Genomic DNA, 24,033 nt, shown 5'->3' on the forward strand with positions numbered 1-24,033 from the left:
ACGAGGAAAACGAGAATGGAGGAAAATCCTTTGAGCTTGCAAGCGTTGGCCGCGCGCAGAATCTGGCCGACATGATAACGACGGAAGAACGCCGAAGTTTTCTTCGAGATGGATTCCATCTGCTGGGTGGTTTGTGATATACTTTTCATAGCATGAGCCTCCGGTGCTTGGTATGTTTTTGAGCCAACATAATTATACCAAACTGGCAAGACTCATGCTATTTTTCTGTTTACAAAGCCTGGACTTTCAAGGGGTGCAGGGGATTTTTACCTGCGAAGTTTGAGTTCTTTATATTATTCTTTTTGCAAGCGTCGATGTTCCATCGGAGGCATTAGGAATTATCTCTTGCGTATATCTTTAACTGCGCTGGCATAGCTATTATTGAAGATACCATGTATGACGATAATAGTTATGCTACAACGTTGTTCATGCACGTTGACTTTGACAACGAACAAGTCCCTGATGCTGATACCTTGTTGAATTCAGCCATTAGCTGGAAAAGCATAACTGCTTTAATAATGCTTAATAATGCATGCTTGCAAAATTTGCCAGTAATGTAGCAATATCCTATAAAGGGTTTAATAGGGAGGTAAATATTTGCTAAATGAAATTGTTCATAAACCTTGGGGGCGTTATATTATTTTATATAGGGGGCTAAATTATAAAATGAAGCTTATTGAAATCAACCCTGGAGCCAAATTAAGTTTGCAGCTTCATGCTTATCGCAGTGAGCATTGGATCATAACTGGTGGAATTGCACTTTGTACTCTTGGAAATAAGAGTATGATTTTCAGAAAAGGGGAGAGTCTAGATATTCCTGTTGGGGTTAAGCACCGGTTAGAAAATATAGGGAATTCTTTGCTTTGTGTTATTGAAGAGCAAAGAGGGAAATATATTGAAGAAGATGACATTACACGTCTTGATGATATATATGGAAGAATTAAAGATAAGTAATTAATTGATGAGATGATAACCATTAAGATTATTACCAATATAAGGTGGATAAAATGAAAACAATATTAGTAACTGGTGGCGCAGGGTTTATTGGCTCACATTTATGTAAAAAGCTTTTGCAAAGTGGTAATAAGGTAATTTGTTTGGACAATATGTCTACTGGTTCATATGATAACATAGCCAGTATGCTTCCTAATCCTAATTTTAAATTTTATAATGCAAACATTGTTGATGCTCTTCAATTTGATGCAAATGAAATTTATAACCTGGCTTGCCCAGCAAGCCCAACTCAGTATCAGCAAGATCCAATAATGACATTAAGGACTTGCTTTTTAGGAGCATTAAATGTACTTGAATTGGCTAAGAATTTAGGTGCTCGTGTTCTACAAGCTAGTACTAGCGAGATATACGGAGATCCTTTGATACATCCACAGTTTGAAGATTATAATGGAAATGTTGATATTACTGGACCTCGTGCTTGCTATGATGAAGGCAAGCGTATTGCGGAAACTCTTTTTTTTGATTACAAGAGAAAATATGGAGTGGATATTTGTGTGGTTAGGATTTTTAATACATATGGTCCTAACATGTTGATTAACGATGGGAGAGTTATTCCCAATTTCATTGCTCAAGCTTTACAGGATAAAGATATTACTGTTTATGGGAGTGGCTTGCAAACACGAAGCTTTTGCTATATTGATGATTTAGTTAGTGGGCTTATAACTGCTATGGGAAAAAATAATTTTTCTGGGCCGATAAATCTTGGAAACCCATATGAAATGACAATATTAGATTTGGCAAATCTCATAATTAAGCTAATAAATTCAAATTCAAATATTATTCATATGAAATTACCAATGAATGATCCTGCTCACCGAAAGCCTGATATCGAAAAGGCACGAGCAGTCCTTGGGTGGAGGCCCTATACATCAATCGAGGAAGGAATTGAAAAGACGATTAAATATTTCAAAGAAAAGTATAAATTCTAAATGCCATTATTTTTATGTACAATAATAAAATAAATGAAAATGAGGAACTAGTGTTTTACCCGCTTGTGAAGTGACTATTATGAGAGAAAAAATCAATTATCTATTAAAGACAATTAATAACCTTTGCAATAAAAGAGTAATGGTTATAGGGGATGTATTTTTGGATGAATATGATTTTGGGGAAGTGAATACAGTTTCTACCGGTATAAAAGTTCCGATTGTAGAAGCAAAAATTAGTAGGAATTCTCTTGGCGGCGCTGGAAATGTAGCTGCGAATATATCAGCATTAACATCTAATGCCTCTTTTCTGACGCAGTATGCTAATGACGATTCAGGCAAGAAAATTGAACAATTGCTTATTCAATACAATATTTCAACTCGATGCTTCCCGGCAAATAGGAGTATAGTTAAAAAGCGTATATATATTGATCATCAACAGGTAATGAGACTAGACCAAAATGAATATACATATATTAATCATAAAATGATTCGCGATGAAATTAGAAAGAGCAAGTGTGATGTAATTGTTGTTGCGGACTATTCTTTCGGAATGGTAGATCAATTTGTTTTAGATTGTTGCAAAGAAAAGTCTTTGTGTGATCATATCCCCTTAATATTTTCATCTAGAAAAGTAGAAGAATTTGATACTAGTGACATTTCATTGATTGTAGTTAATGAAAGAGATGATTCGAAGTCCATTAAGTACAATTTCAATTTGCAAAATGATACAAATACAGACATCATAATTACAAGAGGCCCTTTAGGAATTAAGGCTCTTGTGAATCATAAAATTTATGATGTCTCAACTGTTAAAGATTTACCAGTTAATGTGTCAGGTGCTGGTGATACCGTATTGGCAATAGTATCATTGCTATATCAATCAGGTATTGACGTCGAAACATATCTATGCTTAGCAAACATTGCAGCTGGAATAGCAATCAAGAATGAATTGACTTATAGATTACGGCAAGAGGATTTAATATCACGTTTATTTGAATTAGAATGCATGCATGCTAAATACCATAAATGTGTAGATTTAGATTCTGCTAATATAATTGTTAATACATGGAAAAAGCAGGGGAAAAACATTGTTCTTATTGATAAGTGTTTAAATCCTTTAGACAGTGAATGGTTAATGATGCTTGAGAAAAATAAGAAAAATAATGATAAGATTATTCTTACAATACGAGCTAATGAGAGTGAAAATAGGCTCCTCATCAATAAGCTTAGTAATCAGACTATATTATTATCATTTATAGGATTGTTTGACTTAATTGTTATTCTTGGAAGTGAAGGAGCGAATGACGTAGTAGAGGTTGTCAAACCAGATATACACATTCAATCATAGCAATGATTAAATATTGTGGGTATTAATACTAATAATGATACCTGGCTGATATAGGAAGCGATATATATGACAGATTTAGATACATTATATGAAGTTATGAAAATAGTTTCTGGAGATAGCAGCAACAAGACGTCTGATATTCCATTATTTTCTTTTGAAGGACTTCCTGGTTCTGGTAAAACAACACAGATAAAACTGGTTACGGAACAATTGGAGCGTTCATATGGGAAAGGGTATTACATAGATTTACCAACAAAATCATCAATTGGATTAATTTTAAAAAACTTATATTCTAATCCAACAAAATGGAATGAATTACGGAAAAAGGCACCCTGGTTTAATCCTATTTTTATCTCAGCAGATTTGCGCTTAGCTTTGGATGAGGCTAAAAAAGAGGGGGCTAGATTTGCCATCATGTCTAGAGGTATTTTATCCACATACTACTATAATTTAGATGCTTATGATAGACAAAGTCTCAATGAACAATGGGATTCTTTGAAAAATGATTTAAAAGCATTTATCATTCCTACAGCTATTATTTTTTTGCGTTTGCCGGTAGAAGAAGCACATAAGAGGGTTATTATTCGAAATCGTGGGCCTTTACGTAAAATGGATGAAATCTCAGAAATGAAAAAAGATGAAGTCAAGTTGGGAGAATATCTGACACGGTTAAATCATATTCCGGTACATTATGTAAATGCAGCTGGTACAACAAAATCTGTAACTTCAAGAATTGTGAAAGTGTTAGAGGGTTATTTTCATGACAATCATAATGGGACAATATAATGGAGATAATTACCAATTAACGCGTTTTTATGAAAATGAAATTCCGGGTTATATTTTTAAAGCGATAGTGCAGCTTGTAAAAAATGAAAATGTAATTATTCGTGGTGGGTTATCGTACGTTTTATTATTTGAAAGGGAGAATTATATTCTGAAGGATATTGACCTTTTGGCATTAAATGGTAATGTGGATAAGTTAGTTCCTTATTTTTATAGTGCAGACATTGTGTATATAAATAAAAATACTCATGGGGAATGTGTAATAACTGCATTTTGGAAAAATCAGGATACCTATTACAAGGTTGATATTTTGATGAATTCTCAAATAGAAGGCGAAGAAACATGCTTTTGGCGAGGAAATAAATGCAAGACGATTACAAAGTCTTTCTTATGGATGGATCGAATGAGAAAAATAGCTGAGAGAAAGCAAAGACATCATTCTAAAGAGAAAACCTTAAATCATTATTGGGTTGCTAAGTATATTTGTGAATATATGTTATCGACAAAATATTTACTTCATCCAGAACATGCAAAGTTTATTTCTTCGAAAATAAAAGAAGTAAAAAATTCATTAGTAGATTTAGTAGAGGAAAAGGAACTCAATGCTTTTCTAAAGCTAAATGATTTTATAATAAATAAATCATTAGGCAATTAGGAACGATGGGATTCCAACAGAGTTAATGCTGATAACTTTGGAAACTTTGATAATCAAGTGTATTGATTGTATTCCTGCGAATTTTCTTTTATATTGAGATTGTCGGATCTTCTGATTTGGAGGTAAACTTGAGGATTTTAATTTGTCAATTGAGAAACCATGGAGACATTATAAGATGTTTTCCTTTGATTGATGCAATCAAAGCTATATATAAGGACGCTTTCATTGGGTTTACTTGCTTTCCGGAAATGATTGAAACCTGTGCTTTATGCCATAATATTGATGTTGTTATTGCTCAGCCTCGGTTTAAGTCTGTAACAGATACGCAAGATGAAACTAGAGTTCTTGATTGTAGTATTTTAGAGGATGCGGTAGCAGAAGCTAGAAAATATAATTTTGATTTGTATATTGATTTACATGGTGTATTTCAAAGCGCATTGTTTGGTGCGATATGTGGTATAAGAACACGCTTGGGAAGAAGTAAAGAAACAGCTAAAGATGGGGCATCGCTTTTTTATACTGTGATAGCAGAAGTAAAAGAAAAAGAACTTAATAGAATGGAGAGACATTTTATCATTACTCGTAAAATTTTAAAAAATGTCAAGCCTGTTTATATACAGGTAAAGAAAAAAGACTATATTACAATCTTTCCTGGGAGCAGCAAAAAAGGAATATTAAAAAGATGGAGTACGGATAGATATATAAAAATCGCTAATAAATATAGAGATAAATATTACGTTAGAATGGTCTTAGGTCCTGAAGAAAGTGATCTAGTGAGGTATATTCGTAATCGGATAGATATTGATATAGTAGAATGTAATTCTTGGGAAAAAATAAGTGAACTAATATCGGAAAGTGGTATTGTAATAGGAAATGATGGCGCATTTGTACATTTAGCAGTATGGAAGGGCATACCATCTATAATGATTTGTGGACCGTTGTCGCCGGTAGTTAATGGAATATGGAAATATGGTATTGGGCAAACTATTTCTGTCCCAAAACATTGTATATGTAACTATTTGTGGCAAGGAAAATGTGATTATAATCATTATTGCATTGATAAAATTACTGTTGCAGATGTGATTAAAGCAGTTAGTCGTTTGGAGATATATTTAAATGAGAGAATATAGAGCAGATTTTGCTGTGTATCGGAATAATCCGGATTTATGCTATTTAGACTATGCGGCTACAACCTTTATGCCGGACTCAGTTATAGACGCTTGGATTAATTTTCATCAGTATTATGGCATAAGTATTGGTAGAGGTAGCAATTATCTATCTGCTAAAGCAAATAGAATTTTCGAAGAATCGTCAATGAAAATTCTTGACTTTTTTCATGCTACTAAAAAGTATCAGCTTATTTACACAAAAAATGCAACCGAATCAGCTAATTTATTGGCATCTATTTTGGTAAACATGATAAATCCAGGAGACATTATTGTAACAACTGAGTATGAACATCATAGTAACCTGTTGCCATGGATAAAATTAGCATCGGATAAAGATGCGATCGTTCTAAAATTACCAATATTACCGAATGGAAATATTGATTATGATTTTATTGAGCGCTCTCTATATGACAAAATTAAAATAATAACTGTAACTATGGAATCTAATGTTAATTCTTATACGCCACAAATTGAAAAAATAAAATTATTGAAAAAAGAAACTAATGCAATACTCGTTTTTGATATGTCACAAGTCGTAGGACATTCGAAGGTTGATTGCGATTCAATTGATGCTGATGCTTATTTTATGTCAGCTCATAAAATGTATGGCCCTAAAAATATAGGTGGGCTATTAATAAAAAATGATATATGTGAAGAATTACCTCCGTTTATGCTAGGCGGAGGTATGGTTTGGAGCAGCTTAGGCGGAAAGCCTACATGGTATAAGGATTTTAGAAAATATATGGCAGGAACATTTGATGTCGGACTTGTTTTTGCTTGGGCTAAAGCGTGCGAATATATGAGAGAAATCGGCATGACTCAGATTGCAAGTTCTGATTTTAATCTAAAGAGGTATTTGAAAGAGAGTGTGGCTCATCTTCATAAGTTCTGTTTAATTCCTGAAGGGACAGAACATGGTTATTCGCTAAGTTCCTTTACACTTGATGGAATTCATTCTCATGATGTTGCTGCGCTGTTATCAGAGGAACATATTGTTATAAGAACAGGTCATATGTGTGCACAACCTACGTTACAGGCTTTTCATCAAGAAAGTATTTGCAGAGTATCATGGGGGATTGGCACAGATGTATCTGATGTAGACCGATTTATAGATGCTATTAGTGAAAGAGTGAATAATAGAAAATGATAGACCATAGTTATAATCCAATGTGGGCGCCTGATTTTGTCCTTGAATCAAGTGGAGTGGCATGTGGAGATAAGATATCTCTTTATGCGATTAATGTTCATGGAAAAATATATTTTCAATATTTCATGAAATCTTGCAATGTTTCAAGAAGAATGGCTGATTATCTAGAGAAAGCTTTTTCCGGTAAAGATGAAGCTGAAATTCGAAATCAACTGGAAAGACTAATTAAAGGGGATTATAACGAGAAGGAAAATTGGATCTATGAATATATCCCCAATAGACAAGGGTGCATAGAGGCGCCGGTTAGTCTTCTTAAAGCATTATTTTTTCAAAATAAATCTTGTATTGTAAAACACCACTCTTTGGATTGCGATGCATGCGTCGAAATGAGGAGAATTAATTGGGATATCCCTGCTTCTGCTAGCATTGATGCTAAGAAAACGGTACATAATATTTATCAGGCAATTCGAAAAGAAGAGGATATGACTGAATCTAGATTGCAAAAATTAGGTTTGGCACAACTCTCAGATAAGGAGCAACTTGAATTTGAACAGCTCATGCGTTCTATGACACCCACTGAAATAAAGAAAATGAAGAGCCTTCGTTTAGCAGCTTTATTTTTGAATAATTGCTATAAATATGATATATCCCCGAATGCGGCTGTTGTTTCTTTAGCGTATAAGCAGCTCGTAAGTATGAAAGTCGCAGATAAAGAGATTGAAAATGTCAAAAATTTTATAAATTCGAATAATTTAAATATTGAACTGGTAAAGGGGAGCAGGCTTAATTCATTATATCCTCAAGGCTTTTTGAGAACTCATATGGATTATGATTTTCTAGCTCAAAACCTTAATGAAGCATTTTTATTAATTGATTATTTGGTCAATAATTGTGATTATAAACTTGTTTTAGGCGGTTCTGTACCTTTTTCATTTAAATTGGTTGAACATAGAAATAAAGAAATTATTACAGGACATATTCATTTGGAAAAAATCTTACAGGATCAATTTCAAGCTGTGATTGATATTAATATGGGGGGATTTCCATTAGGACGAACTGATGTTATTCAAGCTGCAGAACAATTAAGCCCTGAGGATTTAGCCTGCATAACGGTAGCGCATTTGTTTAAGCATGATCACGCTTTTATTAAGGATATCAATGATTTATATTATATGTTACGAGGCAATTGGTTAAATAAAGGCATTTTAAATCAAAAGATAAGGGAATATGGCTTGGAATTTCTATTTGGAAAGGCAGTAAGTTTTATAAATGATAAGTTTGGGCTTCAAGATAACGGCTTGAATCATATTATCAAACACCCTCTTTGTTTTATTACCAATAATGATTGGCCATTTTCTAGGAGTTCACATTTTAAGGTTAGGATGATAAATTTACTGCTGAGTAGTATAAATCAATATGGTGTCATTAATGGAATAACTGAGACAAAAAAACAATTATTGGGGACCTCAAGCCAAAGAGTTCCGGCAATGTTTTCTAGTGCCTTTCATTATTTGAATCAAAGAACATATTTGTTTCCAGTAGTATTTTTCTCACACTATGTCGATATAGATGAAAATAAGGGCGTGATGAGAATCGGAAACTATCCGATTTATACTTATGATAATATTGCAATACTTCCAATTGGAATTTTTTTGATGCATCACAATAAAAATGAATCAATTGATAGAAGACAATTGGAGAAAAATATTGATGAAGTATTGGGGCTGATAGGTATAACGGAAGAAGACTGCAATTATTCTTATTTGATGGAAGCGAGAAAGGATACATGGTTATATTAATAAAATGAAAAAATTATGTCTTGTTACCTATACCAGAAAAAATGAATGTTATACACAAGCAATAGATTTAATTGCTCAAAAGCTAAATGAAGATTTCATGGGAGATTTTAAAGTAGTAATTTGTTGCGAAGAGATGATTCATGTTCCTCAAAGTAATTACGAAATAGATATATTCCTAAAAAAGGGGACTAAATACAGAAAGCTTATATCCTTAATGGAAAATGATGACTCTTTATATTATTTGAGTATTGATAATGATATTTCCGGTAATATACCTGCAATTAGACAATTTGTAAAAAAATTAATGTGTCAAAGAGTTGATATTGGTTGGGGGCGTATTTATGTAGACTCTCCACATGGGTTAATATCCAACTTGGTTGGAGTTGATAAATTACTTTCACATAATTTAATCAGACCCACATTATGGAGTCTAGGTGTTGGAATATCGGTTCCTGGACAAATTTTTTGTATTAAAGGCGGGCGATTTAGAGGGAATTTAATCAATTTAGATACATTTTTAGATGATTTAGCACTAGGCCTATATGTAAATGTTAATAATTGCAAAAAATATATTGTAAATAAGAACCTGGGGTACGAACGTCCAAACAATCACTTTTGGGGATTATGGAATCAGAGAAAAAGGTGGGCAATTGGATATGGCTCAATACTTAAAGGCGTATTTGGAATAAATAATTATAGGTGGAAGGTTATAATACATGGACTGGGATATCATTTTTCTTGGATATTGAACTGGGCAATTGCAGGACTGCTTCTGGTGAAATTTTTCCCGATTTGTATTTTGTATCTTATATTTCTTAGCTTTATAATTGTAGGGAAAAATTTAAAAATGCTTCCTTACGCTTTTCTTTATCAATTTATATTTCCATTATTTCATGTTGTATGGATGATCAGTCTAGTAAGATTCCTTTCAAAGGGTGATTCAAATGAATATTATTCATGATAAGTATATTATACAAAATGAAACATATCTAAAGGGAATGATATTAACAAATGGGATTGTTTTTACACAAAATGCATTGAATGTAGCTCTGATTGAAAAAGCTAAAATTCAAAACCAGGTATACAATATGCCTATTAATTCTGAAGCCAACAGACCTCAGGAGCTTATCATAACCAATAGGAAAGATAATTATAGTACAGTTGTATCATGTGTTTCTCCGGTTGATGAAAGCAAGGCTGTTATTATAGATGCAGATTATAGTGGTGAGCTTCTTGCTATTGTTAATAAAAAGATATTAGATGATGTAGTTATACATTATGTACAAGAGCCAACTTATTACCATAAAAGAATCACAAACGGAGAATTAGTAAAGAGGTATGTATCTGCATGTGGGTTAGATGAATTAGATATACTCCCGTGGAAGGGGTGCTCCATATCGAAACCATGCCGTTTTTGTGGAGTTAATAACTATATAAGAAGAGGTGATGTAACAGCAACTGCAGTTGCTTCGAGTATATGTTTTTGGAATAAAAGATCTTATGATTATTTGAGAAATCTACAGGAAGCGATAAATATCGCATTGAAAGATGCATGTTATAAGGAACATTTCCATTTGATACTAATAGCTGGCAATTTAGCAAACGATAAATTGGATTTGGAATGTAGAATATTTAGTGAAATAGCCCAATTTATAATGCCTTTAGCTGGGCATAAAAGTAGGGAGGGGATAGTGGCGGTTATTTCACCACCTAATGATATAAATCTACTTAGATTACTAAAAAACAGTGGCGTTACTAATGTTGTTTTTAACCTAGAAGCTGTAACCGAAGAGGGCTTTAAAAAGTATTGTCCAGGGAAAAATGATTTAGGATTTAATTATTTTATGGATAGGCTAAATGCTGCTGTTGATATTTTTGGTAAAGGGCATGTATGGAGCAACCTTGTCTTAGGACTGGAATCAGTTGATTTGATGTTACCTGAATGTGAAGCTTTAGCCGAACGGGGAGTTGTTATGAGTGCGAATGTGTTACATTTTGATAAAGGGAATACTTTAGATTGTGGTGCTCCAGAACTTGGAGACGTTGTTAATTTTTTCTTTGAATTAGAAAGAATCAACAGTAAACATAATTTTATCCCTTTTTATTGTGCCAAAGCGCTTAGAACGAGTCTAACTAATGAGGCACATGAAAAAAGAATTGTATTAAAATAGGAGAGGCTAATTTTGAAAGTTAAATACTTAGGCACCGGTGCAGCAGAGGGAATTCCAGCATTATTTTGTCATTGCGCTATATGTGAACAAGCGAGAGTATTAGGTGGGAAAAACATAAGGACTAGAGCGCAGGCACTTATTGATAATGAGTTATTAGTTGATTTTGGACCGGATACATTTTTTCATACATTGAAATATAATATTAGATTGGCTGATATTGAATATTGCTTAATTACTCATAATCACGATGACCATTTATATGCACAAGACCTGAGAGCTCGAAAGCGAAGTAGAGCAATTTTAAGACCCGGAACACCTCCATTAAACGTTTATGGAAGTTTAGGGGTTAAGAATGCATTGTGCCCTGATAAAGAGGGTTTTATAACTAAAAATAAAAGTGTACGTTTTGTATTATTTAATGCATATGAACGAAAACAAATTGGAAAATTTACTGTGACCGCATTGCCTGCCGTTCATGGTGGGGATAATCCTTTTGTATATGTCATACAAAAGGGAGGCTCTACTTTCTTATATGCACATGATACGGATTATTTTATGGATGAAACCTGGAAATTTATTAGAGATTTAAATTTTCATTTTAATGCTGTTTCGTTAGATTGTACTGAAGGTAAAAAGCATATTGATTATATGGGACATATGAACTTTGAAAAAATGGTATATTTTTGTAAAAAAATGCAAAGTATCCATGCCATAAATGATAAAACTCTGATTATTGCAAATCATATTTCACATAATGGTTTAGTGAACTATGCAGAGGCATGTGGAATAGCGCAGAATTATGGAATAATAGTTTCGTTTGATGGAATGGAAGTGGAAGTTTAAATGTTAATAATTATATTTACGGGACCTCCTGCAAGTGGGAAAAGCAGCATTGCAAATCGGGTAGGAGAGATATTAGGGATTAATGTTATCTCAAAAGATGAATGCAAAATACGACTTTTTGAAACCTACGGATTTACAAATCATGCAGAAAAGAAAAAACTTAGCATCCAAGGCGAAAAGAATATGTATAAGGAATTGCTTAATTATGTAAATACGGATAAGGATATAATTGTTGATAATAATTTTAAGAATTTTGATGAATTAAGGAAGATTATAAGAGAATCAACAAATGATGTTCAAACTATTTGTTTTAGTTGTATGGCTGATTATCCTATACTGGCTGAAAGGTACAATGCACGCATACAGAGTGGTAGTAGACATCAAGCATTATATACGTTGAATGTTTATCCAGTAATAAATGGTATCAGTAAGTTTCACCCAATTATTACATCGCAAGATGTGGAAAGAATTGAAGCAAATGTGAAAGAAAAGAGCTTTGGAAATTGTGTGCAATACATAAACACTAATAATATAAAAAGAGACTTTACCCAAATTGTTACAGATGTAATACATTATATTGAATTGTGTAGGTGAGAAAATGAAGGAATGGGCTAAAATAGTATTAGAATCAAAAAATCCCAAAGTTTTATTGATGCTTTCCGGTGGCAAAGATAGTATTGCAACTGCAATTTTGCTTAAAGAAAATAACATCAATGTAGAGGCTATTCATTTTATTCATGCATGGGGATCCTCTATACCTACTAATGAGGCCAAGAGAATTTGTAGCGAGTATTCAATCCCTTTGAAGATTGTAGATTTTACAGCAGAGTTTTGTTCATCAATTTTAGGATATACAGGTGGCCGACCTTGTTTGCTGTGTAAAAAGGAAATGTATAAGAAGTTATTAAGTATAATTTGTGAAAAAGATTATGGTTGGTTAGCTATTGGTGACAATGCAGATGATCGTACTACTATAGCACGTATTAAGAATTATATCCTAGATAGTAGTGCGAATAAGAGCCTGGAATGCACAAGCTATTTTGGATCTGAAATGGGAATTAAATTGCCAGATGGGATGAGAGTATTAAGGCCTATTATTCATATGAAAGCAATAGAAGTCGAATCATTCCTTGCAAGGAAACATGTCAAAGTTCGCAGGATAAATTCAACTGGAGATAAGTATTTTGAATATCATAGGGAAGGATGCCCAATTCAATTTGCTGATTTAGGAGTACCGTTAACAACCAGCATATTTAATAAATTGAAAGTATATAATGAGGCTGTGACGGAATATGCACGAGAAAATCATTTTTTGGCATCTGTGCATATTCCATCTACTTTTGTGGTTACTGTTCCGAAGGGGTATGAAGAAAAATCCTTACAATATTTAATTAGTAGAGGCCTGGATGTTAACCTTGAGATAAATAGACAAAAAAATGAAGGGAAAATGTATTTTGCATATATAAAAAATATATCTGCAGAACTTTTAAAAAGTCGAATGTATAAAAAAATTGTGTCGCGAATGAGTGAGAGGCTAGAAATTAAATGCATAAAGGACGAATATAGTATAGCTGACAAGTTAATATCTGCAGATGTAACTGGTCTCGGAGTGCATTTATCTTTCTTTTTTGACTTTGTAAATATGAGAGCAATGATTCATTTAGAGTTTTATGATGATTCAAGTCTTAGAAGGGAGTTCGGAATTTTTGATAATTTAATTGTTGAATTATTTCACACAAGAGATTACATTGTGGCTCATAACTGAGATATGATTCACTGCACATCTCAAAAGGAATTACGCAAATCAGAAATTACCAAGAAGCAAATAGCACATTATATTGCAGTGGGTATTCAAATTGGGACACATAATTTTATGGGTGTTCAAAGGTACTTAATTGGCCTTTGGAAACTAGCATAAAATTTAAACATTACGTTGTTTTGCAGTTACACGATACGTGTGTAAAATCATATGATACATTCTTTGAAACCTAGCAAATATGTCTGTTAGCGGTGAGTAAAATTCGGAGGAGGAAGCCTATGGCCTTTTCCCGTGTCTGTGGAGCCGGAAGCAGGGAAGGTATGGCTCACTAATGTATACCGTTTTAAAGGACTGGAAGCCAAGGCGGTGCTCCTGGTCGACGTGGAAATGTCTGCACTGCCCAATCCTTTCACCAGACGGCTGATTTACACCGGCGGCTCCAGGGCTGCAGCTTATTTGAAACTGGCACTGAAAGAGGATATCCCAAAGAACGGCTGTGGGGCCCTTCTTTCCCAAATGGGAGCGGAAGGGAAGAATGCCAGGGACCTGGCCGCTTTCTGGGACATGGAAATCAAATAGCACTGTGAAAATAGCGGAAACTTTATGAGGTGCGCAGATCGTTAAATGTGCCATTGTCATTACGAGGGGCGGGAATGCAGCCTGGAAATTCTATTTCTTTCATGGCATCAAGTGCAGTGTGGCGGGAGATCTCTCGACTCAGAGCCTCAATAGAGCAGAAAGCACATACCACCCATAACGACATGCCGCTCCGCTCGAGATGACGAAGCGGCGGGAGGGGATACGAAAAAAGCCGGGCGCCTGCCATTGTGAAATGGCAGGTGCCCAGCTTTGGCTTTTCTATAGATATTTGCCTTTAACAAGCATTATGTAATTTGACTGTTTTGTGATTCAATCCAAACACGTGGCTTTTCCAGACAGGCCGCAATGGGCACGGGTTTACGCATGCCGGTTTCTTCAGATGCCATATTGTTCATAGAGCTTGTTTCTATAGTCTCTATCAATAGATGCTTTTGCCGCATCGGCGGTTTTACCGGCATTCAGCAAGATGGCGATAAGTCTGCCTAGTTTATCTTCTCCCTTTTCAGTGGCGTACTCGAGCTGGGCTTCCCGGTCCATGATGGCCATTTCACGATTGATGTAGCGGCGTCTTTCTTCGGTATTGTTGAGGAAAATTTGAGCGGCATCCATGGCGCTTCTGATAGCGGGTTCACTCATGGCGAGTTCCTCCTTTCCTTTCTTGTCGAGCTTGTTGGCAAAATAGGCCAGCCAGCGTTCCATTTTTGTCATAGCGGCGACTGGTTTGGGCGGTTCCGCAGCGTATTTGGGAATTTCCAGGAAATGAAGCTCCAGGTCCTCCGTCAGCTGGTGGCCGGTCTGGATATTGTACAGCCCATACACGGCGTGGGGCTCTTTCTGCGGGAGCAGGTTGAAGGCGAGCAGATTCACGGTGATGGCGGGCTTCAGCCGGTTGTAGGAATATCCTCTTGGCAGTGACATGAGGTACATCTGCGCCCAGTAGTAGAGGGTGCGGCGTTCCATGTTCTTCTCATTGATGACTTGGACTTCTACGTCGACCTGTTCGCCGGAGTCCAACACACAGGCGATATCGAAACGGGTGGCCTTGTCGCTTTCATTCTCCGGACTCATTTCCGCATTTGAGAACCGCAGGTCCCGTATGGGATGATGCAGCGTGTCCATGAGAACGGCATTCAGGAAATCAATAGTAATCTGTTTGCGCTCTTCCTTACCGAAGATGAATTTAAAAATAACATCGTTCAGTGGATTGTAATTTGTTATATCCAGGTGCTGGAGATTTTCCGGGATCTGCATGGATGACACCGCCTTTCATCAAACAGTCTCTCCTTTCCTCCATTATAGCATGATACGATAAACAGTGTACAGGCTGCATAGGAGTGCAGTCATTTATAAAATTTACACAGACAGTGATAGTATGAGGTGGGGTATGGCCATTTTTTCATCCCATGTGGTGGATTTTCATGGCAGCGAGGAGGAGAAGCTGGCATATAAAGTGCTTCACCGTCTGCCAAATGACTATGTTTTTTTACTCCTTCCGCTGGTTGGAGATAACGGGAATCGGATTTCCCTCATTTTTCTTTTTATGAGAAGCAGAACCCCATATACTGTCCATGTGCTCTGCTACAATTAAGATACAAGCTGTTGATTTCATAATACACAGAAAGGATGAGTCTTATGAAAGTAGTCAAAGGCAATTTTGGAGAAGGGAAAGGGAAGGCCCCGGTTGAGGGAAAAGCATTGGAGGAGGTGCCCTTTGAGCATAAGCTGGTGGACTTTGCCAAGGCAAAGGAGGAGATGGAGGAGGAAACGAAGGGGGACCGCGCTCTGGATGATTTCCTCTCCTCCCTCACGCCGGAGCAGCTGGCGGCGCTGGACAGGGTGACAGAGTCCATGGCGGACGAAGCCTTCGATGCCCTGGACGATGCGGACGAGCTCATGGATGAGCTGGATGAGGAAATCGACAGGCTCTTTGACGGTCTGGATGATTGAAGGTGAAAGTATGGACGATATCTGCGATGCCCTTCTGGGCTATGCCCTGAAGCGGGTGGTTCTGGGAGCCCATGATTATCCGGAGTCCCACAAACGCCTCTACCCCGGCGACGTGCTCTCTGTCTCCCGCTGGGGCAATCTGTATGAACATTTTGCAGTGTACATCGGCAAGGGTCTGGTGGTACACTACGCCTCCGATGACGGCGACTGGGGCGGCGACGTGCGGGTGAGAAAGGCGGCGCTGGACGACTTCGTGGCCGACAGTGACGGCTATCGCATCTGCCGTTTCCCGAAATCCATGCCCATCGCCGGCTACCACCTCTACAGCCATAATGAAACGGTGGAGCGGGCCCTGTCGAGGCTGGGAGAAACGGACTACAGCCTCTTTTCCAACAACTGCGAACACTTCGCCATCTGGTGCCGGACAGGATTGTCATTGTCAAAACAGGTGGAAGAGTTTCTGAGGGAAATCGTAAGGGACACGCCTTTAGCGTGAGGGGTGACGGCCCTGCGGGCCGAGGGCGCGGTTTTTCAATTTTATCATAAGAGGCGCCCTTCATCATTTAAAGGGCGCCTACCATTGCCGCCGGAGGCGGCTTTAGGCTCCTTCCCCAGGAAGGAGCTGGGCGAAGCCCTGAGGATAGGTCCGAAATTTAGAGGAATTGCTTTTTATGCAACTGACTCCCCTATCCTCCGTCGCCTTCGGCGCCCCCTTGCTGGGGAAGGAGGGCTTTTCCTCTTCGTCGTGCAGCACTGGTGACATAAAGTAAATCCCGTAACGCTGACTACAAAACGCATCGCCGAAGGCGATACCTCCACCCTTTGAACCCTTTGAACCTTCTGAACCCTCACGCCGCAGGCGTGACCATAAGCCGCTGTCAAACTTAAGGACCCTCCGGCCTTTAGGCCAGTCCATCTTAAGAACCTTTCTCCTTGAAAATAGGTTATAATGAAGAAAACACATTACACGCAATACTCAATACTCAATACTCACAGTCTTTGATTTCATGGGGAGGTCAGGTATGGACGAGGAGGAAAGGCGCCGGCGGCGGGCGGAAAATGCATTGGGAGCTCTGGCAGCGGGGGCTTCGGTGGATGAATCGGTGCGGCGGCTGGCTGAGGTGTATCGGAAGCCTTTGGAGTATAGGGGGAACCGGAAGCTCTTTGACGACGGCATGGCGAAGCGGCTGGCGAAGGAGAATCTCTTTGCTTCGGGGAAGGCGGTGAAGGATCCCTATACGGGCAAGAAGCTGTTTCTTCGGAAGCAGGAGGCGAAGCTGGCCTATGGGAAGAAGTGGACGGAGCATCTGGCGGAGGCGGACCATGTGGAACCGGTGCACCGGATTTTTGAGGCCCATAAGGACGATGCCTGGGTCACCAATAGCGACATCAAGGATGCGGTGAACAGCCCGGAGAATCTGAAGACTATTTCCCGGAAGCTGAATAATGCGAAACGGGATCGGAGGAATTCGGATTTCTACGGTGATGACAGGTATCTGGCGGATAAGGATATCCACCTTTCCAAAGAGGCGAAGGAGCGGGCCTTGGAGGACGGCCGGCAGGCGCGCAGCCATGTGGACCGGTCCCTTACCTTGAAGGGGGCAGGAAATCTGGCCGCCGAGTTTCATAACGCCGGTGTAAAGGCCGCTGTCGGAGCAGCGGTGTTTTCGGGTGCCATGGCGGCGGTGGATAATATGGTGGCAGTGATTGAAGGGAAGAAGGAGCCCGGTGAAGCCATCAAAGACCTGGTGAAGGCGACGGGCACGGCGGCAGCCCTTTCCTATTTCGCCGGCGGCGCAGTGAGTGTCATTTCCCATAGCCTTTCGGCATCTTCCAATTCCCTGGCCCGCATGCTGGGACAGGCAGGTGTGCCGGGAAAGGTGGTGGCGGCGGTTCTTGCCACGGCAGGGATTATTAAAAATTATATCTATGGAAATATCACCGCTTCCGAGTGTATTGCCCAGCTGGGGGAAACGGGGATTGCCACGTCCACCGCGGCGGTCGGCATGTATGCGGGAGCTGTGTTGATACCGCTTCCTGTCATCGGTTCACTCATCGGCGGTATGGTGGGGTATATGCTGTCAGGAAAGGTGTTTACCGCATTGAGCGGCGCCCTGTCTTCGGCAAAACTGGCCCGAAAGGAGCGCATCCGCATCGAAAAGGAATGCGGGGAATCCATTCGCCGGATACAGGAGTACCGGCGGGAGCTGGATGAAATCACGGAGACATATTTCAAGGAAAACCGGAAGGCCTTCGATGAAGCCCTGGGGGATATGGTGTCGGGCCTGAAGCTGGGGGACGCAGACGGCTATATCCATGGGGCAGACAAAATCATTCAGCAGCTGGGAGGCAAAGTTTCCTATCATAATATGGATGAGTTTGATGAATTAATGAAGAGTGATACCATCATTAAATTATAAGGAGGTACATCATGCCTATTCCATTCATTCTTGGCGGTATTGCTGTGGCGGCCGGTCTTGTGGGAGCAAAGAAGGCGAAGGATGCCAGCGATAAAAATGCCCGGGCGAAACGAATCAACCGCAGAGCTGACGAAAAGTTTGAGAACGCAAAGAAAGCGCTCCTTGCTGCCCGGGACGAGGCAGGCAGGGCCCTGGAAAATCTGGGGCAGGCGAAGGTGGATATCCTTCATGGCAGTGTCACCCGTTTCGTGGATACCTTCGGAAAGATTCATCATGTGGAGCTCACCGGTTCTGCCGGAATGGACGAACTGGCAGAATTTACGGTGAACGAAGATGCCTTAAAGGAAATGGGGGAACTGGGCAGTCTTGCTTCGAAAATGGTTTCGGGCACGGTGGAAGGACTGGCTGCCGGAGGCCTCATGGCTTTCGGCGCCTACAGCGCCGCCGGCCTTCTGGGCACTGCCGGTACGGGAGCAGCCATTGCAGGTCTTTCGGGGGCGGCGGCCACCAATGCTACCCTGGCCCTCCTGGGAGGCGGCACCCTGGCGGCCGGAGGCCTTGGCATTGCAGGAGGCACCGCTGTGCTGGGCGGTCTGGTGGCAGGCCCTGCCATTGCGGTGATGGGTTTCATGATGGATGCCAAAGCCGATAAGAATCTGGACATAGCCAAGAGCAAACGGGCCAAAGCGGAAAAAGCGGAGGCGGAAATGAAGCTGGCCGGAGATGCCTGCCGGGCCATCGGGAAAAGGGCGAATATGTTCAGACATCTGATTTCTGAAATCGACCCTATTTTCAAGTCTCTCATCGGGAAGATGGAAGCGGTGGTGAAGGAAGAGGGCACAGACTATAGGGACTATGGCGAAGAAGAAAAGAAAACCATTGCCATGGCCCTTGCCACCGCCGGTGCCGTGAAGGCGGTGCTTGATACGCCGATTCTTACCAAAGAGGGGGCGGTGACAGAGGAGTCCCTTACGGCCTATAAAAAGGTGGAGGCCTTCCTGCCGAAGGTAGAGGGATAATGGATTTCCCCTGCCTGGCCTGCGGCCTCTGCTGCGAAAAGGCCCGGTACGTGAAAGAACTGAGGCCCTTTTTTGATGAAAAAGGACAGTGCTCCTTTTATGACAGGAAAAGCAGAAAATGCCGTATCTATGACTGCCGTCCCGCCATCTGCCATACGAAAGTCATGTATGAAAAAAGGTTTCGCGCCTTTATGACGGAAAAGGACTATATCCTGGCCAATCTTTCTGTGTGCCTGGCGCTGAACAGGGCCGCCGGGAATCGGGATAATGAGGAAAGAATCCGGAACATCATGGAAGAAATCGAGGAAAGGGCTGATTGAAACATGGAGGTCCTGGGGAGGCACTGGTGTCATTGGAGCATGGGGTTTCTTCTCTTGGCTCATTTATGGATACATCTGTGTTTACTTTGGATTCCTGAAAGGAGGATTTATGCGTAAAAAAACGATGGCCGACGGCATACTGGGCATTTCCATTGCCGCCGCCCTGGCATCGGCGCCTTTTCAGGAAAGCAGTCTGGCTGCAGGAGCCTTGTTTCACCTTTCCTTTGCCGCTTCCGTAGGCGGCTTTGCAGACTGGTTCGGCGTCACTTCTCTTTTCAGGAAGCCCCTGGGCGTACCTTTTCGGACCAGCCTCATCTCCAAAAGCCGGGATAAAATCGTGGCCATGGCCAGAGACATGGTGACGGAGGAAATCCTCTCCGAACGGCGGCTGAAGAGGCTGCTGGTGAACCATGTGCCGTCAGCAGTGGTAGAGCGGTGGCTGAAGGAGCACCGGCAGGAACTCAGCCGTATCCTGACCGACGGTCTGGAGGCCGCCTTTTCCTCCCTCCACGAGGAATGGCTGTGGCAGATGGCAGGAAAGAGCCTTTCTGCTCTGCTGCCTGCCATCGACTGGGCTGCCATTCTGGCGTCGGTGATGCTTTCCTTTAAAAAGTATGAGAAAAAAGAAGCCCTTTCGGAGGCCCTGGCAGAGGAAGTACGCCATTTCCTGCAGGATGAGTTTACTTTGGAAGAAATAGGACATATTTACCACGCCGCCTGGGACCATTATGAGGCTCATGGGCCTTTGCATTTTCACCGCCTCTTCCGGAAGGCCGTAAAGGACAGGGATGAGGAATTCATCAAAGGCATCCAGAAAAAGATTTTTGACCTGGCTGATACCCTGACTCATGAGGACAGCGAGGTAAGAAAGGCATTGGGCGAAAAGTATGACAGACTGCTGGAAAGACTGTCCACCGACAGCCCCTGGAAACAGGAGCTGAACCGGAAAATTTCCCATATGGCAGAAACAGTGCTGGAAGAAAAGGGGAAGGATTTCTTCCTGGAGGCATGGCGGGTCCATCATGAAGAGCTGGCAGGCCTTCTGGCGGAGAAAATCCTACTGTACGCTGAAAACATGATGGAAGATGAGGGAAAACGGCGCCGCTTCGACGCCTGGCTTCTCTCCATGGCCCTGCCCCATGTGAAGGAAATCCATGAGGCTGTATCATCGGTGGTGGAAAAGAAGCTCTCCCAGTACGACGGAAGTGCCATGGCCCGCCTTGCAGAGGAGGCGGCGTCGGAAGAAGTGGCGGCCATTCGCATGAACGGCTCCCTCTTCGGCGCTCTGCTGGGGCTCGCCTTTTTTGCAGCGGGGGTGATGATATGAAACGGTATCAGCGGGCCAATCTTCTCATGGCGGCTGCTTTCCTTCTCTTTCTTGTCACCTTTTGCTTAAGCCGCTGGAGTCCCTGGCAGAAAGAGACCTGGCTTTCTGTGCTCTATTTCCTGGCCCAGTCCTGCTTCATCGGCTGCGTGGCGGACTACATTGCCGTGGAAGCTCTTTTCCGGCGGCCCTTCCATCTGCCGGTGGGACGGCTTATCCCCAAAAGCAGAAAGCGCATTATTAGAAAGCTGGGCGAGGTCAACCGCACCCTCCTTTCCAGAGAAAACATGCTGAAAAAAGTGGAAACTTTTTCTGCTTCCCGTCTGGTGTTCAGCCGTCTTGAAAAAGAAGAAAATCGGAAAGGCCTGGAAAGAAATCTGGCGGAAAAAGCAGGGACCTGGTTCGTTTCCTTTGTCAAAGCCCATAAAAACGATGCCGCCTCCATGGCAAGAAGGGAAGGAGAAAAGAAGCTCGCTTCCTTTACTGCCTTTGCTAAAGAGAAAATCCTTTCTGAAATGAATCGGGAAGAGTGGCTTGACAAAATTCTGGAGGAAGCGGAAAAAAGGACCAGAGACGAGAAAAATAGAGAGGCCCTGGCCCGCTTTCTGGAGGACCGGGGAGATAAAGAAGAAAAGGGATTCTTCGGCTCCCTGGTCTATGGCCTTGGAAAATTTTTCGGCGCCATAGACTACGACAGCCTGGCAGATTCTGCCATGGATGCCCTGGGGGAAGAAATAGAAACCTGGAAGGAAAAAGACAATCCCTTCCGCAAGACACTCCTTTCCGGCTGGGACAGTATGGTGAGACGGTTCCTGGAAGAAGAGGCCACGGAAAGAGCACTGGGGGATTTTGGCAGAATCCTCTTCGCTTCCTTTCCGGTGGAAGATAAAGTGGAAGAGGCGGTGGACCGTTTCATGGAAGAATGGGGAGAAGGCAGGGCCTTCCATGAAAAATTGGTTCCCCAGCTGGAAAATGCCCTGCACCACGCTATCACCGCCGCCGGCCATGACGAGGGCTTCCGAAAACGAATGGACCGATTCGCCAGAGACCTGGCCGTGGAAATCATCTCCTATGAACACGGCTGGCTGGCCCCTGCCATGACGGAAGTGCTGGAAAACTTCACAGACCGGGAGCTCAATGAATTTGTGGAATCCAAAGTATGGAGCGAACTGGAAGGCATCCGTATCAACGGCGCCCTGGTGGGCCTCCTGGCAGGCTGCGCCTTCTATGTGTTCCTCATGTGGGTATGGGTGCCCTTTGTGGGAAAATGGTAAATGAAGGCAGCGGTTCATGGCGGGATCAGGATTGGAAAGGAAATCCCGTATCCCGAGAAACCTTAAAATTATTAGGCCTCTTTGGGGTCTCGGATTTTCTACGAAAATCCAGCTATCCTCTAACGCCAAAACCCCTTTCTATAAAAAGGGGCTTTGGCGCTTTGTTATGCAGCCATGGTGACACAAATGCAAGACCTAACGATGACTTTATCATGATTGACTAAAGGGCTGTCTACACCCCTCAGCCCCATAGGGACGTCAATCCAAAGAAACGTAAGAACCCCTGCCTGCGGAGCTGGCATCAAATGTCCCTTTTGAACCTTCAGGGTCCGCAGAGCCCTTTCTTTTCTGTTGCGTCTTATAAATTTTTTCTGTAATGAAAAAAGGTTTTTATAAAATCTGTCTTTTTCTAATGGTGTATAATTAATGGTGTAAGAAAAGGCCTTGCGAAAAGGCAGGAGGAAGAGAGCCGTGGCGGATGAAGAAGAAACGGGTTTCTGTTATTGTGCTGATTCATGGTCCAAATCCCCGCGGGTGGGGTTTCCGATAGTCCAAAGGAGGAATTGATATGACTATAACTTATGTTCTTCAGGTTCTTCAGGCAATGGAAGATGGGAAAATTCAGGATCCAACCTATATCAAGGATCTGGAGGGTGAGCTTCATAAAGCATTCCGTCGTGTAAGAAGAAGACTGCTTCGCCTTCGCAGCCGCGCCCAGTATGAAATCGGTGAAATGGACCGGGCCAAGGTATCCGCTACTTCCAGCCATATGGAAGAATTTACCAAGTACTGCGCCATGATTCGCAATTTTAACATGAAAGACTGCGAAGGCCTTCCGGGAATTGAAAGCTTCCTGAAGGAAGGCTTTAAGGTCGATGATATGATTGCACGGGCAGATAAAATTGCCAGTCTGGAAGCGGTAAGCGCTGCTGCTTATTCTCCCATGGCCCTGGGATTTGGTATCCTGGACAGCTTTGCTATCCTGCCGAAGGTGAATATTGACAATAAACGTTTCCACAGCATGGATATGACCTACATTCATGAACTCATCGAAGAGCTAAAGAATTATCAGAACCATGTGAGAAAACTCACTGCCTCCATTGATGAAATTGGTCGGAAGGCCAGGGAAGAGGCAGACTGCCTCAATGATCTTCATGATTATTTCGTAGACGGCATTGATGATTTGAAAAACATTCTGGAAAGAAAAGGAGAAGACTGGAACCGCTATTCCCAGTCTGAAAAGATGCAGGTGGCCCGGGCTATCCAGTGCGCCCAGCTCATTACCATCCTCTTCCCCCATCTCTTGAATGACAAAGGAGAAGTGAGTGAGGAAAGCGAAAAGGCTATCGAAAAGGCAAAGAAGGCACTGGCTTTCCGGGATGCCTGAAAGAAGCGGAATAGGGCGGTAAGTGCGATTCTTTTTCCATAGAAACTTTTTATATGTTATAATCATATATAGATATATAGGGAATCGCTGGTTTATTTCCTGGAAATCATGAGGAAGAGCTGTAG

General features: G+C 41.2%; 24 protein-coding genes. 23 read left to right on the top strand and 1 reads right to left on the bottom strand.

Annotation, left to right across the window (positions count from 1 at the left end):
• Window positions 1-597 precede the first annotated feature (597 nt).
• The 14 genes from HMPREF9453_RS08565 (at window position 598) to HMPREF9453_RS08630 (ending at window position 14,196) form a co-directional block, all read left to right on the top strand.
• Window positions 598-954 (top strand): phosphomannose isomerase type II C-terminal cupin domain, encoded by a 357-nt coding sequence (locus HMPREF9453_RS08565; protein WP_008860152.1) that lies wholly within the window; start codon window positions 598-600, stop codon window positions 952-954.
• 53 nt (window positions 955-1,007) lie between these two features.
• Window positions 1,008-1,943 (top strand): UDP-glucuronic acid decarboxylase family protein, encoded by a 936-nt coding sequence (locus tag HMPREF9453_RS08570; RefSeq protein WP_008860153.1) that lies wholly within the window; start codon window positions 1,008-1,010, stop codon window positions 1,941-1,943.
• 79 nt (window positions 1,944-2,022) lie between these two features.
• Window positions 2,023-3,291 (top strand): bifunctional heptose 7-phosphate kinase/heptose 1-phosphate adenyltransferase, encoded by a 1,269-nt coding sequence (locus tag HMPREF9453_RS08575; RefSeq protein ID WP_008860154.1) that lies wholly within the window; start codon window positions 2,023-2,025, stop codon window positions 3,289-3,291.
• A gap of 66 nt (window positions 3,292-3,357) precedes the next feature.
• On the top strand, window positions 3,358-4,077 hold the full coding sequence (locus HMPREF9453_RS08580; RefSeq protein WP_008860155.1) for a nucleoside/nucleotide kinase family protein: 720 nt from the start codon (window positions 3,358-3,360) through the stop codon (window positions 4,075-4,077).
• Entirely contained in the window at window positions 4,052-4,729 is a 678-nt protein-coding gene (locus tag HMPREF9453_RS08585; protein ID WP_008860156.1) for a hypothetical protein, read from the top strand. Before HMPREF9453_RS08580 ends, HMPREF9453_RS08585 begins: the two co-directional genes overlap by 26 nt.
• Window positions 4,730-4,977: 248 nt before the next feature.
• Entirely contained in the window at window positions 4,978-5,859 is an 882-nt protein-coding gene (locus tag HMPREF9453_RS08590) for a glycosyltransferase family 9 protein (RefSeq protein WP_198004151.1), read from the top strand.
• The gene (locus HMPREF9453_RS08595; RefSeq protein WP_008860158.1) at window positions 5,846-7,045 is read left to right on the top strand and encodes an aminotransferase class V-fold PLP-dependent enzyme; all 1,200 of its coding nucleotides are present in this window, start codon (window positions 5,846-5,848) and stop codon (window positions 7,043-7,045) included. The genes HMPREF9453_RS08590 and HMPREF9453_RS08595 overlap by 14 nt, the downstream gene beginning before the upstream one ends.
• Entirely contained in the window at window positions 7,042-8,844 is a 1,803-nt protein-coding gene (locus HMPREF9453_RS08600) for a hypothetical protein (RefSeq protein ID WP_008860159.1), read from the top strand. Before HMPREF9453_RS08595 ends, HMPREF9453_RS08600 begins: the two co-directional genes overlap by 4 nt.
• A 4-nt stretch (window positions 8,845-8,848) precedes the next feature.
• Complete coding sequence (locus tag HMPREF9453_RS08605; RefSeq protein ID WP_008860160.1) at window positions 8,849-9,805, top strand: glycosyltransferase family 2 protein; 957 nt, start codon at window positions 8,849-8,851, stop codon at window positions 9,803-9,805.
• The gene (locus HMPREF9453_RS08610) at window positions 9,789-11,015 is read left to right on the top strand and encodes a radical SAM protein (RefSeq protein WP_008860161.1); all 1,227 of its coding nucleotides are present in this window, start codon (window positions 9,789-9,791) and stop codon (window positions 11,013-11,015) included. The genes HMPREF9453_RS08605 and HMPREF9453_RS08610 overlap by 17 nt, the downstream gene beginning before the upstream one ends.
• A gap of 12 nt (window positions 11,016-11,027) precedes the next feature.
• Entirely contained in the window at window positions 11,028-11,858 is an 831-nt protein-coding gene (locus HMPREF9453_RS08615) for an MBL fold metallo-hydrolase (RefSeq protein ID WP_008860162.1), read from the top strand.
• Window positions 11,859-12,452 carry an AAA family ATPase gene (locus tag HMPREF9453_RS08620; protein ID WP_008860163.1) on the top strand — a complete coding sequence of 198 codons (594 nt, stop codon included), beginning with the start codon at window positions 11,859-11,861 and terminating at the stop codon, window positions 12,450-12,452.
• A gap of 4 nt (window positions 12,453-12,456) precedes the next feature.
• Window positions 12,457-13,623, top strand: coding sequence for a 7-cyano-7-deazaguanine synthase (locus HMPREF9453_RS08625; protein ID WP_008860164.1), 1,167 nt, complete (start codon window positions 12,457-12,459; stop codon window positions 13,621-13,623).
• A gap of 291 nt (window positions 13,624-13,914) precedes the next feature.
• Complete coding sequence (locus tag HMPREF9453_RS08630) at window positions 13,915-14,196, top strand: ATP-binding domain-containing protein (RefSeq protein ID WP_008860165.1); 282 nt, start codon at window positions 13,915-13,917, stop codon at window positions 14,194-14,196.
• 396 nt (window positions 14,197-14,592) lie between these two features.
• Here the strand turns inward: HMPREF9453_RS08630 and HMPREF9453_RS08635 are convergent, their stop codons facing one another.
• The gene (locus HMPREF9453_RS08635) at window positions 14,593-15,468 is read right to left on the bottom strand and encodes an Rpn family recombination-promoting nuclease/putative transposase (RefSeq protein ID WP_008860166.1); all 876 of its coding nucleotides are present in this window, start codon (window positions 15,466-15,468) and stop codon (window positions 14,593-14,595) included.
• A gap of 133 nt (window positions 15,469-15,601) precedes the next feature.
• On the opposite strand from HMPREF9453_RS08635, the gene HMPREF9453_RS08640 reads away from it, so the two are divergent.
• From HMPREF9453_RS08640 to HMPREF9453_RS08685, 9 genes are all read left to right on the top strand, one after another.
• Window positions 15,602-15,805, top strand: coding sequence for a hypothetical protein (locus HMPREF9453_RS08640; protein WP_008860167.1), 204 nt, complete (start codon window positions 15,602-15,604; stop codon window positions 15,803-15,805).
• A gap of 44 nt (window positions 15,806-15,849) precedes the next feature.
• Window positions 15,850-16,164 carry a hypothetical protein gene (locus HMPREF9453_RS08645; protein WP_008860168.1) on the top strand — a complete coding sequence of 105 codons (315 nt, stop codon included), beginning with the start codon at window positions 15,850-15,852 and terminating at the stop codon, window positions 16,162-16,164.
• Window positions 16,157-16,660 (top strand): lecithin retinol acyltransferase family protein, encoded by a 504-nt coding sequence (locus tag HMPREF9453_RS08650; RefSeq protein ID WP_050805716.1) that lies wholly within the window; start codon window positions 16,157-16,159, stop codon window positions 16,658-16,660. The genes HMPREF9453_RS08645 and HMPREF9453_RS08650 overlap by 8 nt, the downstream gene beginning before the upstream one ends.
• Window positions 16,661-17,186: 526 nt before the next feature.
• On the top strand, window positions 17,187-18,584 hold the full coding sequence (locus tag HMPREF9453_RS08660) for a hypothetical protein (protein WP_008860170.1): 1,398 nt from the start codon (window positions 17,187-17,189) through the stop codon (window positions 18,582-18,584).
• An 11-nt stretch (window positions 18,585-18,595) separates the two neighbouring features.
• A complete protein-coding gene (locus tag HMPREF9453_RS08665; RefSeq protein ID WP_008860171.1) occupies window positions 18,596-19,603 on the top strand; it encodes a hypothetical protein in 1,008 nt (335 codons plus the stop codon).
• The gene (locus tag HMPREF9453_RS08670; protein WP_008860172.1) at window positions 19,603-19,923 is read left to right on the top strand and encodes a YkgJ family cysteine cluster protein; all 321 of its coding nucleotides are present in this window, start codon (window positions 19,603-19,605) and stop codon (window positions 19,921-19,923) included. The genes HMPREF9453_RS08665 and HMPREF9453_RS08670 overlap by 1 nt, the downstream gene beginning before the upstream one ends.
• 109 nt (window positions 19,924-20,032) lie before the next feature.
• Window positions 20,033-21,250, top strand: a complete 1,218-nt coding sequence (locus HMPREF9453_RS08675) for a DUF445 family protein (RefSeq protein WP_008860173.1) — start codon at window positions 20,033-20,035, stop codon at window positions 21,248-21,250.
• Complete coding sequence (locus HMPREF9453_RS08680) at window positions 21,247-22,521, top strand: DUF445 family protein (protein ID WP_008860174.1); 1,275 nt, start codon at window positions 21,247-21,249, stop codon at window positions 22,519-22,521. The genes HMPREF9453_RS08675 and HMPREF9453_RS08680 overlap by 4 nt, the downstream gene beginning before the upstream one ends.
• A 568-nt stretch (window positions 22,522-23,089) precedes the next feature.
• Window positions 23,090-23,908: a hypothetical protein gene (locus HMPREF9453_RS08685; protein WP_008860175.1), complete on the top strand. Its 819-nt coding sequence runs from the start codon at window positions 23,090-23,092 to the stop codon at window positions 23,906-23,908.
• Window positions 23,909-24,033 lie beyond the last annotated feature (125 nt).

It is taken from the genome of Dialister succinatiphilus YIT 11850 (assembly GCF_000242435.1).
GTDB lineage: Bacteria > Bacillota > Negativicutes > Veillonellales > Dialisteraceae > Dialister > Dialister succinatiphilus.

What these genes read in the sequence shown, in the direction of transcription:
- HMPREF9453_RS08570 (WP_008860153.1), top strand. Translation starts at nt 1,008, where the DNA reads ATGAAAACAATATTAGTAACTGGTGGCGCAGGGTTTATTGGCTCACAT.
- HMPREF9453_RS08575 (WP_008860154.1), top strand. Translation starts at nt 2,023, where the DNA reads ATGAGAGAAAAAATCAATTATCTATTAAAGACAATTAATAACCTTTGC.
- HMPREF9453_RS08580 (WP_008860155.1), top strand. Translation starts at nt 3,358, where the DNA reads ATGACAGATTTAGATACATTATATGAAGTTATGAAAATAGTTTCTGGA.
- HMPREF9453_RS08585 (WP_008860156.1), top strand. Translation starts at nt 4,052, where the DNA reads ATGACAATCATAATGGGACAATATAATGGAGATAATTACCAATTAACG.
- HMPREF9453_RS08590 (WP_198004151.1), top strand. Translation starts at nt 4,978, where the DNA reads ATGATTGAAACCTGTGCTTTATGCCATAATATTGATGTTGTTATTGCT.
- HMPREF9453_RS08595 (WP_008860158.1), top strand. Translation starts at nt 5,846, where the DNA reads ATGAGAGAATATAGAGCAGATTTTGCTGTGTATCGGAATAATCCGGAT.
- HMPREF9453_RS08600 (WP_008860159.1), top strand. Translation starts at nt 7,042, where the DNA reads ATGATAGACCATAGTTATAATCCAATGTGGGCGCCTGATTTTGTCCTT.
- HMPREF9453_RS08605 (WP_008860160.1), top strand. Translation starts at nt 8,849, where the DNA reads ATGAAAAAATTATGTCTTGTTACCTATACCAGAAAAAATGAATGTTAT.
- HMPREF9453_RS08610 (WP_008860161.1), top strand. Translation starts at nt 9,789, where the DNA reads ATGAATATTATTCATGATAAGTATATTATACAAAATGAAACATATCTA.
- HMPREF9453_RS08620 (WP_008860163.1), top strand. Translation starts at nt 11,859, where the DNA reads ATGTTAATAATTATATTTACGGGACCTCCTGCAAGTGGGAAAAGCAGC.
- HMPREF9453_RS08625 (WP_008860164.1), top strand. Translation starts at nt 12,457, where the DNA reads ATGAAGGAATGGGCTAAAATAGTATTAGAATCAAAAAATCCCAAAGTT.
- HMPREF9453_RS08635 (WP_008860166.1), bottom strand. Translation starts at nt 15,468, where the DNA reads ATGCAGATCCCGGAAAATCTCCAGCACCTGGATATAACAAATTACAAT.
- HMPREF9453_RS08640 (WP_008860167.1), top strand. Translation starts at nt 15,602, where the DNA reads ATGGCCATTTTTTCATCCCATGTGGTGGATTTTCATGGCAGCGAGGAG.
- HMPREF9453_RS08645 (WP_008860168.1), top strand. Translation starts at nt 15,850, where the DNA reads ATGAAAGTAGTCAAAGGCAATTTTGGAGAAGGGAAAGGGAAGGCCCCG.
- HMPREF9453_RS08650 (WP_050805716.1), top strand. Translation starts at nt 16,157, where the DNA reads ATGATTGAAGGTGAAAGTATGGACGATATCTGCGATGCCCTTCTGGGC.
- HMPREF9453_RS08660 (WP_008860170.1), top strand. Translation starts at nt 17,187, where the DNA reads ATGGACGAGGAGGAAAGGCGCCGGCGGCGGGCGGAAAATGCATTGGGA.
- HMPREF9453_RS08665 (WP_008860171.1), top strand. Translation starts at nt 18,596, where the DNA reads ATGCCTATTCCATTCATTCTTGGCGGTATTGCTGTGGCGGCCGGTCTT.
- HMPREF9453_RS08670 (WP_008860172.1), top strand. Translation starts at nt 19,603, where the DNA reads ATGGATTTCCCCTGCCTGGCCTGCGGCCTCTGCTGCGAAAAGGCCCGG.
- HMPREF9453_RS08675 (WP_008860173.1), top strand. Translation starts at nt 20,033, where the DNA reads ATGCGTAAAAAAACGATGGCCGACGGCATACTGGGCATTTCCATTGCC.
- HMPREF9453_RS08680 (WP_008860174.1), top strand. Translation starts at nt 21,247, where the DNA reads ATGAAACGGTATCAGCGGGCCAATCTTCTCATGGCGGCTGCTTTCCTT.
- HMPREF9453_RS08685 (WP_008860175.1), top strand. Translation starts at nt 23,090, where the DNA reads ATGACTATAACTTATGTTCTTCAGGTTCTTCAGGCAATGGAAGATGGG.